This window comes from Micromonospora sp. NPDC049139, assembly GCF_055586845.1.
On sequence record NZ_JBVJHK010000016.1, the window covers coordinates 34,702 to 47,991 of the forward strand.

A 13,290-nucleotide genomic window follows, 5' to 3' on the forward strand; every position below is an offset into this window, starting at 1 on the left:
CTAGCCGCTGAACAGCCAAAACTACAGATGGAGAGCCTTTCACTACACTGAGCGCCGCCGGTTGACGATCGGCCACACAGTCCAACTGCGGCATCCGAGCATCGCCAGGACCTGCCCTGAGAGGCGGCGAAACGATCGGTGAGTATGGGCTGACGGGCGGTCGTCACGGCGCACGGGGTGGCAACCTCGGCGTCGACGTTTTGACAGGAATCTCAGGCGCAGAAGAGGATGGTGGCGGCGACGCCGACCAGTGCCGGCGCGAGCACCGCGGCCAGCGGAAGAGCGACACGCGCCGACGTTCGGGAGTCCGGTTCCCCGGCCTGCAGGCGGTGCAGCCGCGTAGACACGTCCGCTCCGGCCATCGACAGGGCGTGCGCGGGGTGTGGAGCATCGTTGAGGGCGATCAGCGCTGCGCGAACTGCGGGTGCGCCGCAGGCGCGCACGGCGGCCGCGTCAGCGCAAAGCTCGACCAGAAGGCGCATGGCGCGCGGGGCGCGGCGGGTCAGCGGCACCCACGGTGCGGCCGCGGCCAGGACCTCGGCGAGGGCGACGATCAGATGGTGGCGGCCGCGCAGGTGTGCCCGCTCGTGAGACAGCACCGCCGCGCGTTGCGCCGCAGGCAGCCCCAGGACGCCGGCGCTGACGACGAGCAGGCCCCGGCCGCCACCGACGCTGTAGGCCAGTGGCACGCGATGCGGAAGCCGCAGCACCGGTACACGCTCCGGCGTGAGGGTTTCGCCGACCAGAGTCACCAGATCCTGGTGCGCCTGCCGAGACTTGCGCTGCGAACGCCACTGCCGGACAGCAACGACCAGGCTTCTCGCGGCCAACGCGGCCAGCGCGGCGACCGCCACCATCCCGGTCACGCCGAGAACCTCGTCCTGCGCCGGCAGCCGGCCGTGGCGCACCGCAAGCCAACAGTGGTGCGCGAGATACTCTGCCCAGTCCTCGATGCTGTCGGCGGGTGCGAGCAGCAGCGCCGCTCCGGCGGTGAAGGTCAGCAGCACTGCGGCCAGGCTGCCCCACCAGGCGAGCAGCACGGCGACCGGATCACGGACCCGGCCCACGGCGCGCTCGAGCAGATCCGGGGTGACCCAGGCTACGACGAGCGCACCGACGATGAGGGCGACGGCCGGGCTCACCGGCGATCCGACCGCTCGTCGAGCACCTGCCGCAGCACCGCCAGTTCCCGGTCAGAGGCCGAACGGGCGAAGTGCAACAGCACCACGTCGGGTTGGAGACTGGTCTCCAGCATGCGCCGCAAGGTCCGCGCCACGAGTTCCTCCCGGCTCCCGGCGGGCCGGTAGTGGTAGGCCTTGCCGCTCTTGTCGCGCAGCACCCACTGCTTGCGGTGCAGGTTGTCCAGCACAGTCATGACGGTGGTGTAGGCCAGGGTGCGTCCGGTCAGCCGGTCGAGCACCTCACGCACCCGCAGGGGCTCGCCCGCCCGCCACAGCACGTCCATGACGGCGGCTTCCAACTCACCCAGGCCGTTCAACGGCACACCGCCTCCCACATCCAGGTCAGCCTACGCTGACCTCGCAGCGCCGTACCTCGGTGCTACGGCGTCAGGTTGGGGATGTCGAACCAGGAGAACGGCGCCCACGGCAGGTTACGCAGCACCGTGCTGTAAAGCAGGAAGGCGGTGACGTACGCCCCGTAGGCCCAGGCGGGCAGGCGCAACGCGGGTAGTTCGCGGCCGAGCCAGGCCGAGGCGAGGAATCGCACACCGAGGTACGCCACGAATGGCACCGCGATCAGCGCGGCCAGGTGGTGGCGAGCGGCCTCGACGAGGTCGCCGTGCAGCAGATAGTAGAACATGCGGGTACCGCCGCAGCCCGGCCCGTTGATGCCGGTCAGGGCGTGCCACAGGCAGGGGCCGGTCGGGTCGGCGACCCGGTCGGTGGGATCGAATCGCAGCACGAATCCCACCGCCGCGGCCAGTACCGCAACCCCGGCAACCGATACCGCGCGTCGCAACGCCCGGTTAGGCGCCGCCATGACCTGACGCACCGACAACCTCCTCGCTGCGCCAACGCTGGGCGCACACTCGCCGTCGCGTCATGTCCGCACCGTGACGCCTGACGACACTACTACTATCCGGCAATAGTAGATGGCATACGATCGGGGGGCGGCGCGGGATGATCCCGTGCCGCCACCGCAGGTCGCAGGGCGAGGCAAGGGAGCTTGGTGTGGCCCACAAGGGGCAGAATCGGTTGGCATGGATCGGCGTCGCGGTCGGCGTCCTCCTGCTGGTCACCGCCGCGGCCACCGCCGTCGGCTGGCGTGGCGACGCCACCTCCACCGGCTCGTCGGGGTTGGGCAGCGGCGGGCTGGGCCACGTGCACGGCCTGGGCGTGAACCCCGCCGACGGACAGCTGTACGTGGCCACCCACCACGGAGTGGTCCGGTTCTCCGGTGCCGAGGCGACCCGGGTCGGGGACAGCCGCCAGGACACGATGGGCTTCACGGTGACCGGCCCCGACGAGTTCCTCGCCTCCGGGCACCCGGCACCCGGCGAGGACGGGCCGAGGCACCTGGGGCTGATCCACAGCACCGATGCCGGCCACTCCTGGCGGACCCTGTCCCTGGCCGGGCAGGCCGACTTTCACCTGCTGCGTTCTTCCGGCGGCGTCGTCTACGGCGTCGATTCGACCAGCGGCGCCCTGATGGCCAGCACTGACCGGGTCACGTGGCAGACCCGTTCCACGATCGAGGCCTACGACCTGGCCGTCGACCCGCACCGCCCGGACACCCTCCTGGCAACCACGGAACAGGGCACGCGCCGGTCCACTGACGGTGGCCGCACCTGGGCACCGGCCGGCGGCCCGCCAGCGGTGCTACTGCACTGGTCTGCGCGGGAACTGGTGGCGGTCACGGCGGATGGCGCACTGGTGCGATCCGTCGACGGGGCGGCGACCTGGTCGCCCACCGCCGGCCGCGCAGCGGGCGCCCCGGTCGCGCTCACCGTGCACGAGAACCTCATCTACCTGGCCACCGAGGACGGCCGGGTGTTGCGCAGCGCCGACTCGGGCGTGACGTGGCAGCCGATGACGGCCTGAGCCGACGTGCCCGAGTCGCCTGTACCTGTCCAGGCGCGCGGCGGCCCGGTCGGATCATCCCGACCGGGCCGCCGTTCGTGCGCCTGTCAGTGCGCTTCGGGGGTGAGCTTGACCCGGCGCAGCAGTTGGGCGTTCAGCGCCACCACGATGGTGGAGGCCGACATCAGCACCGCACCGACCGCCGGGCTGAGGGTGAACCCGGCCCAGGCCAGCGCTCCAGCGGCAAGTGGGATCGCCACCACGTTGTAGCCGGCGGCCCAGACCAGATTCTGAATCATCTTCCGGTACGACGCGCGGGACAGCCGGATCACGCCCGTGACACCACGCGGATCCGACGAGGCCAGGATGACCCCCGCGGACTCGATCGCGACATCGGTGCCGGCGCCGATCGCCAGGCCGACGTCGGCACGGGCCAGGGCCGGGGCGTCGTTCACGCCGTCACCGACCATCGCCACGGTCAATCCCCGGGCCTGCAACTCGGCGACCGCCCGGTCCTTGTCCGCGGGCAACACCTCGGCGAAGACCTCGTCCACCCCCGACCGGAACCCCAGATCAGCGGCGACCGCCTCGGCAACCGGCCGGGCATCTCCGGTAATCATCACGATCTTCTTGACGCCCTGTTCACGCAGGTCGGCGATGGCCTGGCGGGCCTCCGGACGAACCTCGTCCTCCAGAGCGAACGCACCGACGGCAGCCGGTTGGCCAGCCTCCGACAGACGAACCAGATGCAGCACCGCCGCACCACGGGCCGACCACCCCCGCGCAACGGCGTCCAGCTCCTCGGGAACCTGCGCGCCGAGTTCCCGCAGCAGGGCGGGGCCACCCACCGCCCAGGTGGTGCCGTCGACGACCGCCCGGACCCCTCGACCGGTCAGGGACCGGAAGTCCCGGGCGGTCGCCCGCAGCCCCCGGTCCTGCGCGACCTTGACGAGAGCCTTGGCGAGGGGGTGTTCGCTGTCGGCCTCGACCGCGCCGGCGATCCGCAGCACCTCGTCCTCGGTGGTGCCGCTGGCGGCGGCCGTGGCGGTGACGGTGTGGGCGCCCTTGGTCAGGGTGCCGGTCTTGTCGAACAGCACCGCGTCGACGGTGCGCATCCGCTCCAGCGCCAGGCGGTCCTTGACCAGGATGCCGGCCTTGGCCGACACCGCGGTGGACAGCGCGATCACCAGCGGAATGGCCAGCCCGAGGGCGTGCGGGCAGGCGATCACCAACACCGTCACTGTCCGGACCACGGACTGGTCAACATCGCCCAGCGCCCACCAGGCGGCAAAGGTGACCAGCGCCGCGGCAGTGGCGACGTAGAAGAGCATCGCCGCGAACCGGTCAGCCAGGACCTGCGCCCGGCCACTGGACGCCTGAGCCTGGCTGACGAGCCGGCCGATGCCAGCCAGCGCCGTGTCCTCGCCCACCGCGTCGACCCGGACCCGCAACGCGGAGTCGGTGGCCACCGTGCCGGCCACCACCCGGTCCCCCACGCCGCGCGGCACCGGCCGCGACTCCCCCGTGATCATCGACTCGTCCAGCTCGGCGGAGCCGTCGATGATCCGGCCGTCGGCCGGCACCCGGGCACCGGAGCGGACCAGCACCACGTCGCCGACCCGCAGCTCGGACACCGACACGCGGTGCACGGCGCCGTCATCATGGACCCGTTCGGCGTCATCCGGGAGCAACGCCGCCAGCGCGGCGAGGGCGCCCTGCGCCTGGCCGATCGCCTTCATCTCCTGCCAGTGCCCCAGCAGCATGATCGTGACCAGCGCCGCCAGTTCCCACCAGAAGTCCAGATCGAACGCACCGAGACTGGTGGCCATCGAGGCGACATAGGCCACCGCGATCGCCATCGAGATCAGCAGCATCATCCCTGGAGCGCGGTCGCGGACCTCGCGGACGCCGCCGACCAGGAACGGCCAGCCGCCGTAGAAGAAGACCACCGAGCCGAGGACCGGGCCCGCCCAGCTCATGCCCGGGAAGTCGAGGGTGTAGCCGAACCAGCCCATCACCATGTGACTGGTCGCCACGATCGGAATCGTCAGCGCCAAGCTCAGCCAGAACTTGCGCCGGAACTGCTCCGGGTCGTGCCCCGCGTGCTTGTCGTGACCGCCGTGCCCACCGGCAGATCCATGCCCCGCGTGGTCATGGTGACCGCCGTGGTGGCCACCCGCAGCCCCAGCACCGCTTCCATGCCCGCCATCGGGTCCACCGCCAGGCTGCTCGCCCACCGGCACCAGATGCCCGTGATGCCCAACGGTGACCATGGCATCGGTGTCAGTCGCGTGTTCGTGCCTCATGCCGTCCACCTCCAACCGGAACCATATACCCCCTAGGGGTATATGGCAACCGTCGGGCCATTACCCACCCCTCCCCTGCTACAACGATGGTTCGGGAGTCCGACGGACAGCACGGGACGCAACCCCTACCCCCCAGCCGTATCGAACCATGACCGGAGAGGCGGGCACGCCCTCGCCGTGTCGCAGACACCTGGAGCGAGGGCGAGCCAGGAGGCTCCAGCAGCAAACGGGACAGCAAGCACAGGGACACTGCTGCCGCCGCCCGCCGCCCGCCGTCGCAGCCGCGATAGCCGCGTACGGCCGGGCGCCCAACTCCCCCGACCCCACTGGCAATCGGGACCGAGGCGGCCGTTGCCCTCGCCGCCGCCGGATGGATCGCCGACCCCGGCCGACAGCGCGCCGAGCAAACGCGAGCAGGCCATGACGGCCGCCAAGGCTCCGGACGGCATCAGCCCCCACCGAAGAAGGGATCGTCGCCATCGCTGAGAACCGGGCGACCTGGTGAGCGCCCAGCTGAACCGGGCCAACCGCCCCAGAATGTGAAACAACTACTTATAGCAGCCGAAGGCATGTTCGCCTCAAAAACCTGGAAAGCACTCCGACCGGACATGAATCCTTCTTATGTTCGTCGTGGCTCGTCTTCCTGAGCCGACCAGAAGGGAGTGAGGGACATGTCCAAGAGGTTTCTGACCCGGCTCGCCGGCGGGGTAGCGCTGGGCAGCGCCGCCCTGCTGCTCGGTACGCCCGCCGCCGCGCTCGCCGCGCCCTACGGACACCCGGAGCCCGGGGCCTGGGACCGCACCGAGGTTGTCTGCGCGAACACCGAGCAGAGCAACGAGGTGATCGTCGCCCAAATCATCAAGGACAACACCATCCGGGACAGCGAAGTCAACGTCGAGCAGTCCGCAGCGGTCGAGACGACGAACGACAACAGGACTCAGCCCAACAACGTCGTCGTCTGCATCGGCAACGTCGACGTCGACGTGGAGTAGGACCGGGAGCTGCTCGAGTCGCTCCAGCATGCCGGTTTCAGCGGGTCCGGCTCGCCGGTGGGCCAGCATGCCGGCAAACGGGTGGTCGGGGTGACGAAGGCTTGAGGGGTTCTTCGCGGGCAGCGGTCGGCTGCCCGCGAAGAACCGCCAGTGGCCGGGGTCAGTAATGCCGGCAGAGCAGGAGACGGAGTGCGGTCGCAGTATTCTCCAACGGGCGGTGGCAGCGACGTAGGCCCCGAGCGCTCGTCGAGTTACCCGAGCCCGGCGACGGCGGTGCGTAGGTCCGCTCCCCGTCGCCGTGCTTGCCCGGTCCTCGCACGTCGGACGCGCGGGGTGCGGGCAGGACCCGCACTGCCGCTGAGGGCAGGGCGAGGTCGCCGTGGGAGCCCCGTTGCCCGGGGCAGCCTTACGTCCCGGTGGTGGCTCGTGGCGTTTGAGGCACGTAGGCGCTCGATCGGTGATGTGCTGGGCTGTCGTGGCAGCCACGACGGTGGTGACGCGACCTTGGCGGCAACGTGCAGAGCCGCACGAAGGCGATGGGGCACGCGATCCACCCAATGTTGATCGTGTTCCCCTTGGGGCTGCTTGCCACCACGGTGATCTTCGACATCGTGTAACTGGCCGCCGACCGCCCGGGGTTCGCCCTGGCGGCGGCGGGTTACATGATCGCGGCGGGGATCATCGGTGGGCTGACAGCGCGGTCCTCGCCCTGGTGTTCAGTTTCGCCGGTGCGGCCCTAGCCGGTGTTACCGGATGGCTTCGCGGCGAGCTGGTCGAGCGGCTCAGGGTCGGCATGGACGAGGGCGCCGACGTGAACGCGCCGAGTTCGCTGTCCCACAAGCACGCCTGAATCTCTGATCGAGCGAGGGGTGGACCGGGCTGATGGCAAGCAGACACGAAACTCCGCAACCAGCTGGGTTGGGCACAGCCCAGCGGTTGGCCACCACCGGGCGTGCCGTCGCCCAAGCCTGCGGCACGTGCTTGCCGGGGAGGACGAGACGTGGGCCTGAACCGGCCGGAGCACTCGTCGTGCCAACTGTGAACAGTCGCGACGTCGACCGCTGCTGAGATGGACTGGGCCGGATGGGCGTTGTTCGGGTTGGTCGCTACCGTGGCGCTCACCGCAGCGCTGATCACTGCACAACTGGCCGGCCTCACCCGCCTCGACATTCCTCTGGTGCTCGGGACCCTCGTCACCGAGGATCCCGACCGGGCCCGGGTCGTCGGGTTCTTCATCCACCTCTGCGCCGGTCAGGGCTTCGCCCTCGGCTACGCGGCCATGTTTGCCCTGCTGCACCGCGCCACCTGGTGGATCGGGGCGCTGATCGGGAGCCTCCACGTCGGGATCGCGCTGACGGTGCTCCTGCCGCTGCTTCCGGGTTTTCACCCGCGCATGGCCTCGCAACGGGCGGGCCCGGCCAGCACAGCCGTGTTGGAGCCGCCTGGCCTGTTCGCCCTCAACTACGGGGTCCAAACTCCCGCGGTCGCGGCAGTCGTCCACATCATCTACGGAAGCGTCCTCGGACTGCTCCTTCAGGCCGATTGACCGGCGTCACGCGACTCCTTGGGAAGCTATCTCCATGACTGGCGGGCCGACGTGACGTGGCCTCGGCCCCCAGCGCCCATCAGCGACTATGGGCTGCTGGGTGACACGCGCACCGCTGCCCTCGTCGCCTCTGACGGCGGGATCGACTGGCTCTGCCTGCCCCGCTTCGACGGCGAGCCCCTGTTCGGCCGGCTGGTCGGCGGCCCGGACGCGGGAACCTTCCGGCTCGGCCCGGCCGGGCCGGCCACGGTCGTCGAACGACGTTACCGGCAACACACCGCCACACTCACGACGACCTGGGCGGTGGGCAGCAGCCGCCTCACCCTCACCGAGGCCAGGGTGGCCGAGGTCAGCGGTCGCCTGCTGCCCACGACACTGATCGTCCGGCGCCTGTCGACCGAGGAGGCAACGGTGGACGCCGTCGTCGAGTTCGACCCTCGCCTCGGCGTACGGCACCGCAGGCCCCGGGTCCACCGCCGACGCCGGGCACTGGTGTGTGATTGGGGGTCGCTCGCGGTCTCGCTGGTCGCCGCACCCGACCTCACCATCGAGCCAGGTCGACCTGCCTCGATCACGGTCAGGCCAGGCCGACCGATCACCCTCGTACTGGCCGTGGCCCACCGCGAGCCGCTGATCCACGTCGAACCGGCGGCAGCCTGGGAACTGCTCATCGAGGACGAAAACCGATGGCGTGCCTGGACCACCGAAATCGACGCGTCGCTGCCGTTCCGGGAGCACGTCGTACGAAGCCTGCTGACCCTGCGGCTGTTGACCTACTCGCCCTCGCAAGCGCCGGTGGCGGCACCCACAACGTCCTTGCCCGAGGATCCCGGCGGGGTGCGGAACTGGGACTACCGCTATGTCTGGCCCCGTGACGCCAGCATCGGCGTGAGCGCCTTCCTCAGCGTCGGCAAGGCAGCCGAAGCCCACGGTTTCCTCGCGTGGCTGTTGCACGCCAGCCGGCTGCAGCGGCCACGCCTACCGGCCCTACTCACCCTCCACGGCCGTCACGTACCTACGGAACGGGAACTGCCCGGCTGGCCCGGCTATCTCGACAGCCTTCCGGTACGGATCGGCAACGGCGCTGCCGGGCAACACCAACTCGACGGCTACGGCTGGGTGATCGACGCCGCCTGGGCGTTCGCGCAGTCCGGACACCGCCTCTACACGGAGACGTGGCGCGCGGTGCGCGGCTTCGCCGACCTGGTCGCCCTTAGCTGGCAGGAGCCCGACGCCGGCATCTGGGAGGTCCGCGAACCCGGCCAACACGTACATTCCAAGCTCATGGGCTGGCTCGCCCTGGACCGGGCCCTGCGCATCGCTGACACCCACCCACTGCCAGACCGCCAACGTCGACGCTGGCAGAAAACACGAGATGCCATCGCCGACGAGGTCCGGACACACGGCTTCGACCCGACGACGAACAGCTACCTCCGCAGCTACGGCTGCCGGGACCTCGACGCGGCCCTGCTCGTCCTGCCGCTGCTGGGCATGGACAGCGTCGACTCGCCCCGTGTGCATGGCACCATCGACGCCATTCGGGACAGACTTTCCGCTGGTGGTCCCCTCCTCTACCGCTACCCGCCGGGACGTGACGGCTTCCCCGGTACCGAAGGCGCGTTCCTGCCCTGCTCGTTCTGGCTCGTTCAAGCCCTCGCCCGCACCGGGCGCCGCATCGAGGCGCTCGAGCTGTTCGAGACCATGCTCGGCCACGCCAGCCCGCTCGGCCTCTACGCCGAGGAGCTGGACCCCGCGACCGGCGCCCACCTCGGCAACTACCCCCAGACGCTGACCCACGCCGCGCTCGTCCAAGCCGCACTCGCGATTCGAGACGCCCCCCACTCGTGATCCAGGCAGGTCGTCGCGGCTCGGCGCGGGCGTAGGGCTGCGGCAGGCAACCACATCCTTGCGGCGGTACGACTTCTGCGCGGGAGACGGGAGCGGCTTAGGCTCGTTATGACCCACTTTAAGGAGTTGGCCATGCTGAGCCTGTCGTCCCCTTCCACGACTGTCCTTCGTGCCGCCGTCGCGGCCGCGCTGGCCGTTGGCGTCGCCGCGTCCATGCCAGCCTGCACCTCGGCTGCTCCCACGGCTGGGGAAGCCACCGCCTCGCCGGTGACATCGGCACCCGCCAGCGGGGCCGTGGACACGCCCTCGGCCACCGGCTCCACCCCGGGCAACGAGTCGCAGCCGGCCGCCCCGGGGGCGGCCGGCAGCGCAGACCCGATCATGCGGGGCGAGCGGCAGGTCGTTCTGCGGCCGGTCGGGTCGTTCGAGTCGATCCTGGCCGTCGACGCCAAGGGCCGACTGAACCTGACCGACGGCGACACGGACAAGGGCCTGTTCGTGTTGTTGCCCGCCAGCGGCAACCGCTACCAGATCCGGACCGCAAAGGCCCACAACGGCAGCGAGCCCGACTGCATGGGCCTGCGCAACAACGGCAGCGCCCCGGCGACGGTCGTGGCCGCTGCCTGCGACGCCGGCCGAGCCGGCCAAATGTTCACCATCGAGAAGACGCAGGAAAAGAGCCAAGGCCGCCCGACCTACACCATCAGCGGCGAGGGCAAGGTCCACCTGCGCGCATCGGACGAGCAGGGCCTGATCGCCCAACGGATGGGCGAGGGCGACACCGGCAAAGGCCTCACCTTCGACTTCGTCGACAACGGCGCGGCGCCCGCGGGCCCGGGCGACTGAGCGCGCCGAGATCGCCGGGGCGGCGTCGTCGGGACGGACGCAGACACGCCGGGTCCTACCTGGAGGCCATGTCGGCTGACGACCAAGTCGGCGGTACCGACCCGGCAGATGCCTCACATGCTTCTCGTCGCCGCCGCCCTCGCGGCCGACCAGCCGGCCCCCGACGGCTGGCGGTCGAACCCGTCCCGCCAGACATTGAAGGACGTCCTTGAAAGGCCGCATAGCTCGTCCAGGACGATCTGGCTCGCTGCGGTGAGAGTTGACCGACTGCGCACCGCCGCATAGACGTGGCGGCTCAACGGTCGGCGCAGCGGGCGGGTGTCGACGTGGTAGCGACGGTCGACGGCAAGCTCGGGCAGGAGCGACACGGACAGGCCGGCTTCGACATGCGCCAAAAGCAGTTCGTAGCTGGCGAAGCGGCCAGCCACCACTGGCTCGAAGCCGGCCTGCCGGCACGTACTCGTCACCAGGTTGGACAGGTACGTGCCGGGCATGTCGACGGACCACGCCGCATCGGCGAAGTCGGCCAGGTCCGCCGATTCGTCCGACGCGACCTGCGACCGTGGCAGCACGAGCACGATGGCATCGGTGAGCAGAGGGATGGTGTGCACGTCAGGATGCAGCGGCATGGACCCGTCGATGAAGTCCGCCGTCACGATGATGTCGTAGTCGCCGCGGCGCAGGGCCGGTTGGCTGGCCTGGGGATCGAGCTCGGCGACCTCGAGCTCGACCCTGGGATGCGCCTTCTGGAGCCGCACGGCGAGCGGAACGACGAGGGCCCGGATGGCGCTGGAGAAAGCCGCGAGGCGGACCGGTCCCGTTGGTTGTCCGGAGAGGCCCTGTAAGTCCACCTCGGCGGCCTTGATCTGGTCGAGGATGATACGGGCGTGCCGGGCGAGCGTGCGCCCAGCAGGCGTGAGCTGTACGCGGCGGCCGGTGCGCCGCAGGAGTTCGGTGTGGGTCTCCGCCTCCAGGACCGCCAGCTGTGCCGACACTGCCGACGGACTCATGTGCAGGGCCGCGGCGACGGCCCGCATAGTGCCGAGGCCGTCCAGCAGGCTGAGCATCTCCAGGCGTGCTGTGTTGAGCCGCATCGGAAACTCCTTGTGCATAAATTCCGCACAGCGTAGCCAGAAACCTTGGCTTTTCGTGCATAACGAACGGCCCTATCGTGAGGCGTATGACGCTGACTACGGAGCAGAACGCCGCCGAACAGTTCTGGTCTGACGTCGACCGCCATCTGGTGCGCTACGGCGGTCCGTTCACGCCCGAGATCATCGAGCGCGCGGCCGGCAGCTTCGTGTACACCGCCGACGGCCGGCAGATCCTGGACTTCACCTCAGGTCAGATGAGCGCCATTCTCGGCCACTGTCATCCCGCGATCGTCCACACGGTGCAGCGGGAAATCGCCAGCCTGGACCATCTCTTCAGCGGCATGCTGTCGCGCTCGGTGGTCGACCTCGCGCGCCGGCTCGCCGAGTCCCTCCCCCCGCCACTCGAGAAGGCGCTGCTGCTGACGACCGGCGCCGAGTCGAACGAGGCAGCCATTCGGATGGCCAAGCTCGTGACGGGCAAACACGAGATCGTCGCCTTCGCCAAGTCGTGGCACGGCATGACGCACGCGGCGGCCGCCGCAACATACAGCGCCGGCCACCGGGGTTACGGGCCTACGCCGCCGGGAAACTTCGCGATCCCCACGCCCAACCCGTACCGCCCCGACTTCACCACCTCGGACGGCGAGTTTGACTGGCAGCGGCAGCTCGACTACGGCTTCACCCTCGTCGATGCCCAGTCGTCGGGGAGCCTCGCGGCGTGCATCGTCGAGCCGATCCTCAGCTCTGGCGGCGTCATCGAGCCACCGCCGGGCTACTTCGCCGCCCTGGCCCGCAAGTGCCGCGAGCGCGGCATGCTGCTGATCGTCGACGAGGCGCAGACCGGCCTGTGCCGCACCGGCACGTGGTACGCCTTCCAACGCGACGGCATCGTGCCCGACATCCTCACGCTGTCCAAGACGCTGGGCGCCGGCCTACCACTCGCCGCGGTGATCACGACCGAAGAGATCGAACAACGGGCACACGAGCTGGGTTATCTCTTCTACACCACCCACGTGTCCGACCCTCTCGTCGCCGCCGTCGGCAATACCGTGCTCGACGTCCTCAAACAGGAGCAGATGGACATCCGGGCACGGGAGCTGGGCGGGTTCCTGCGCGCCGGCCTGCTTGACATCAGAGACCGGCACGACGTGGTGGGAGACGTACGGGGGCGCGGCCTGATGCAGGGGATCGAACTCGTCATCGACCGGGAAACGCGTGAAGGCTCGGACGTCCTCGGCGCCCAGGTCACCCGCCGCTGCCTCGAACTTGGCCTCCACATGAACGTCGTGCAACTGCCCGGCATGGGAAGCACCTTCCGGATCGCACCACCCCTCACCACGACCCGAGAGGAACTGGCCCTCGGTCTGGAAATCCTCGACCAGGCGATCGGCGAAGCGGCGCCGGCCTGACCGGCCGCGTCACCCGTTCCCGTCGGCGCTGATGGCGTCACCTGGCCGCCGGCGCAGACCAGATCGAGCAAGGCGTAGGGCGTACGCGTCTTGGCTCCTGCTCGAATACCGCGATGGCGTGTGCGCGCGGCGAGCCGGTCACGGTGCCGCGCCCGCCAGTGCGGCCCCCAGCTCGTTGATCAGGCCCTCGATCGTCGAGCGGGACGGG

General features: G+C 70.0%; 13 protein-coding genes. 7 read left to right on the forward strand and 6 right to left on the reverse strand.

The genetic code is table 11. From position 1 onward, the window contains the following. Window positions 1-212 precede the first annotated feature (212 nt). Genes ACZ6Q9_RS24065 through ACZ6Q9_RS24075 form a run of 3 tightly spaced genes read right to left on the reverse strand, consistent with a single transcriptional unit; the run spans window position 213 to window position 1,923 of the window. Complete coding sequence (locus ACZ6Q9_RS24065) at window positions 213-1,142, reverse strand: M56 family metallopeptidase (RefSeq protein WP_393455091.1); 930 nt, start codon at window positions 1,140-1,142, stop codon at window positions 213-215. Then, window positions 1,139-1,504 (reverse strand): BlaI/MecI/CopY family transcriptional regulator, encoded by a 366-nt coding sequence (locus ACZ6Q9_RS24070; RefSeq protein ID WP_466021428.1) that lies wholly within the window; start codon window positions 1,502-1,504, stop codon window positions 1,139-1,141. The genes ACZ6Q9_RS24065 and ACZ6Q9_RS24070 overlap by 4 nt, the downstream gene beginning before the upstream one ends. Before the next feature lie 56 nt (window positions 1,505-1,560). Continuing rightward, window positions 1,561-1,923, reverse strand: a complete 363-nt coding sequence (locus tag ACZ6Q9_RS24075; RefSeq protein WP_396829621.1) for a DUF2752 domain-containing protein — start codon at window positions 1,921-1,923, stop codon at window positions 1,561-1,563. A gap of 269 nt (window positions 1,924-2,192) precedes the next feature. Here ACZ6Q9_RS24075 and ACZ6Q9_RS24080 point away from each other — a divergent pair, with 269 nt between their 5' ends. Continuing rightward, a complete protein-coding gene (locus tag ACZ6Q9_RS24080; RefSeq protein ID WP_393455097.1) occupies window positions 2,193-3,062 on the forward strand; it encodes a F510_1955 family glycosylhydrolase in 870 nt (289 codons plus the stop codon). 86 nt (window positions 3,063-3,148) lie between these two features. Here ACZ6Q9_RS24080 and ACZ6Q9_RS24085 read toward each other — a convergent pair whose 3' ends face one another. Both ACZ6Q9_RS24085 and ACZ6Q9_RS24090 read right to left on the reverse strand, forming a co-directional pair. Continuing rightward, complete coding sequence (locus ACZ6Q9_RS24085; protein WP_396829622.1) at window positions 3,149-5,077, reverse strand: heavy metal translocating P-type ATPase; 1,929 nt, start codon at window positions 5,075-5,077, stop codon at window positions 3,149-3,151. 23 nt (window positions 5,078-5,100) lie between these two features. Next, window positions 5,101-5,250 (reverse strand): hypothetical protein, encoded by a 150-nt coding sequence (locus ACZ6Q9_RS24090; RefSeq protein WP_393268606.1) that lies wholly within the window; start codon window positions 5,248-5,250, stop codon window positions 5,101-5,103. 768 nt (window positions 5,251-6,018) lie between these two features. Here ACZ6Q9_RS24090 and ACZ6Q9_RS24095 point away from each other — a divergent pair. The 5 genes from ACZ6Q9_RS24095 (at window position 6,019) to ACZ6Q9_RS24115 (ending at window position 10,579) form a co-directional block, all read left to right on the forward strand. Next, window positions 6,019-6,339, forward strand: a complete 321-nt coding sequence (locus ACZ6Q9_RS24095; RefSeq protein WP_393268609.1) for a hypothetical protein — start codon at window positions 6,019-6,021, stop codon at window positions 6,337-6,339. A gap of 712 nt (window positions 6,340-7,051) precedes the next feature. Beyond that, window positions 7,052-7,189, forward strand: a complete 138-nt coding sequence (locus tag ACZ6Q9_RS24100) for a hypothetical protein (protein WP_393268611.1) — start codon at window positions 7,052-7,054, stop codon at window positions 7,187-7,189. Window positions 7,190-7,450: 261 nt separating this feature from the next. Next, complete coding sequence (locus ACZ6Q9_RS24105) at window positions 7,451-7,885, forward strand: hypothetical protein (RefSeq protein WP_393268612.1); 435 nt, start codon at window positions 7,451-7,453, stop codon at window positions 7,883-7,885. 51 nt (window positions 7,886-7,936) lie between these two features. Continuing rightward, window positions 7,937-9,733, forward strand: coding sequence for a glycoside hydrolase family 15 protein (locus ACZ6Q9_RS24110; RefSeq protein ID WP_396829623.1), 1,797 nt, complete (start codon window positions 7,937-7,939; stop codon window positions 9,731-9,733). 132 nt (window positions 9,734-9,865) lie between these two features. Continuing rightward, on the forward strand, window positions 9,866-10,579 hold the full coding sequence (locus ACZ6Q9_RS24115) for a hypothetical protein (protein ID WP_396829624.1): 714 nt from the start codon (window positions 9,866-9,868) through the stop codon (window positions 10,577-10,579). Window positions 10,580-10,692: 113 nt separating this feature from the next. On the opposite strand, the gene ACZ6Q9_RS24120 is transcribed toward ACZ6Q9_RS24115, so the two are convergent. Continuing rightward, a complete protein-coding gene (locus ACZ6Q9_RS24120) occupies window positions 10,693-11,673 on the reverse strand; it encodes a LysR family transcriptional regulator (protein ID WP_396829625.1) in 981 nt (326 codons plus the stop codon). Between the two features lie 86 nt (window positions 11,674-11,759). Between ACZ6Q9_RS24120 and ACZ6Q9_RS24125 the strand changes: the two genes are divergently transcribed. Continuing rightward, the gene (locus ACZ6Q9_RS24125; RefSeq protein WP_396829626.1) at window positions 11,760-13,082 is read left to right on the forward strand and encodes an aspartate aminotransferase family protein; all 1,323 of its coding nucleotides are present in this window, start codon (window positions 11,760-11,762) and stop codon (window positions 13,080-13,082) included. Window positions 13,083-13,290: the final 208 nt, after the last annotated feature.

Excerpts from the sequence above, each read along its gene's own strand:
- ACZ6Q9_RS24090 (WP_393268606.1), bottom strand. The coding sequence starts at position 5,250 with ATGGCGGGCATGGAAGCGGTGCTGGGGCTGCGGGTGGCCACCACGGCG.
- ACZ6Q9_RS24095 (WP_393268609.1), top strand. The coding sequence starts at position 6,019 with ATGTCCAAGAGGTTTCTGACCCGGCTCGCCGGCGGGGTAGCGCTGGGC.
- ACZ6Q9_RS24115 (WP_396829624.1), top strand. The coding sequence starts at position 9,866 with ATGCTGAGCCTGTCGTCCCCTTCCACGACTGTCCTTCGTGCCGCCGTC.
- ACZ6Q9_RS24120 (WP_396829625.1), bottom strand. The coding sequence starts at position 11,673 with ATGCGGCTCAACACAGCACGCCTGGAGATGCTCAGCCTGCTGGACGGC.
- ACZ6Q9_RS24125 (WP_396829626.1), top strand. The coding sequence starts at position 11,760 with ATGACGCTGACTACGGAGCAGAACGCCGCCGAACAGTTCTGGTCTGAC.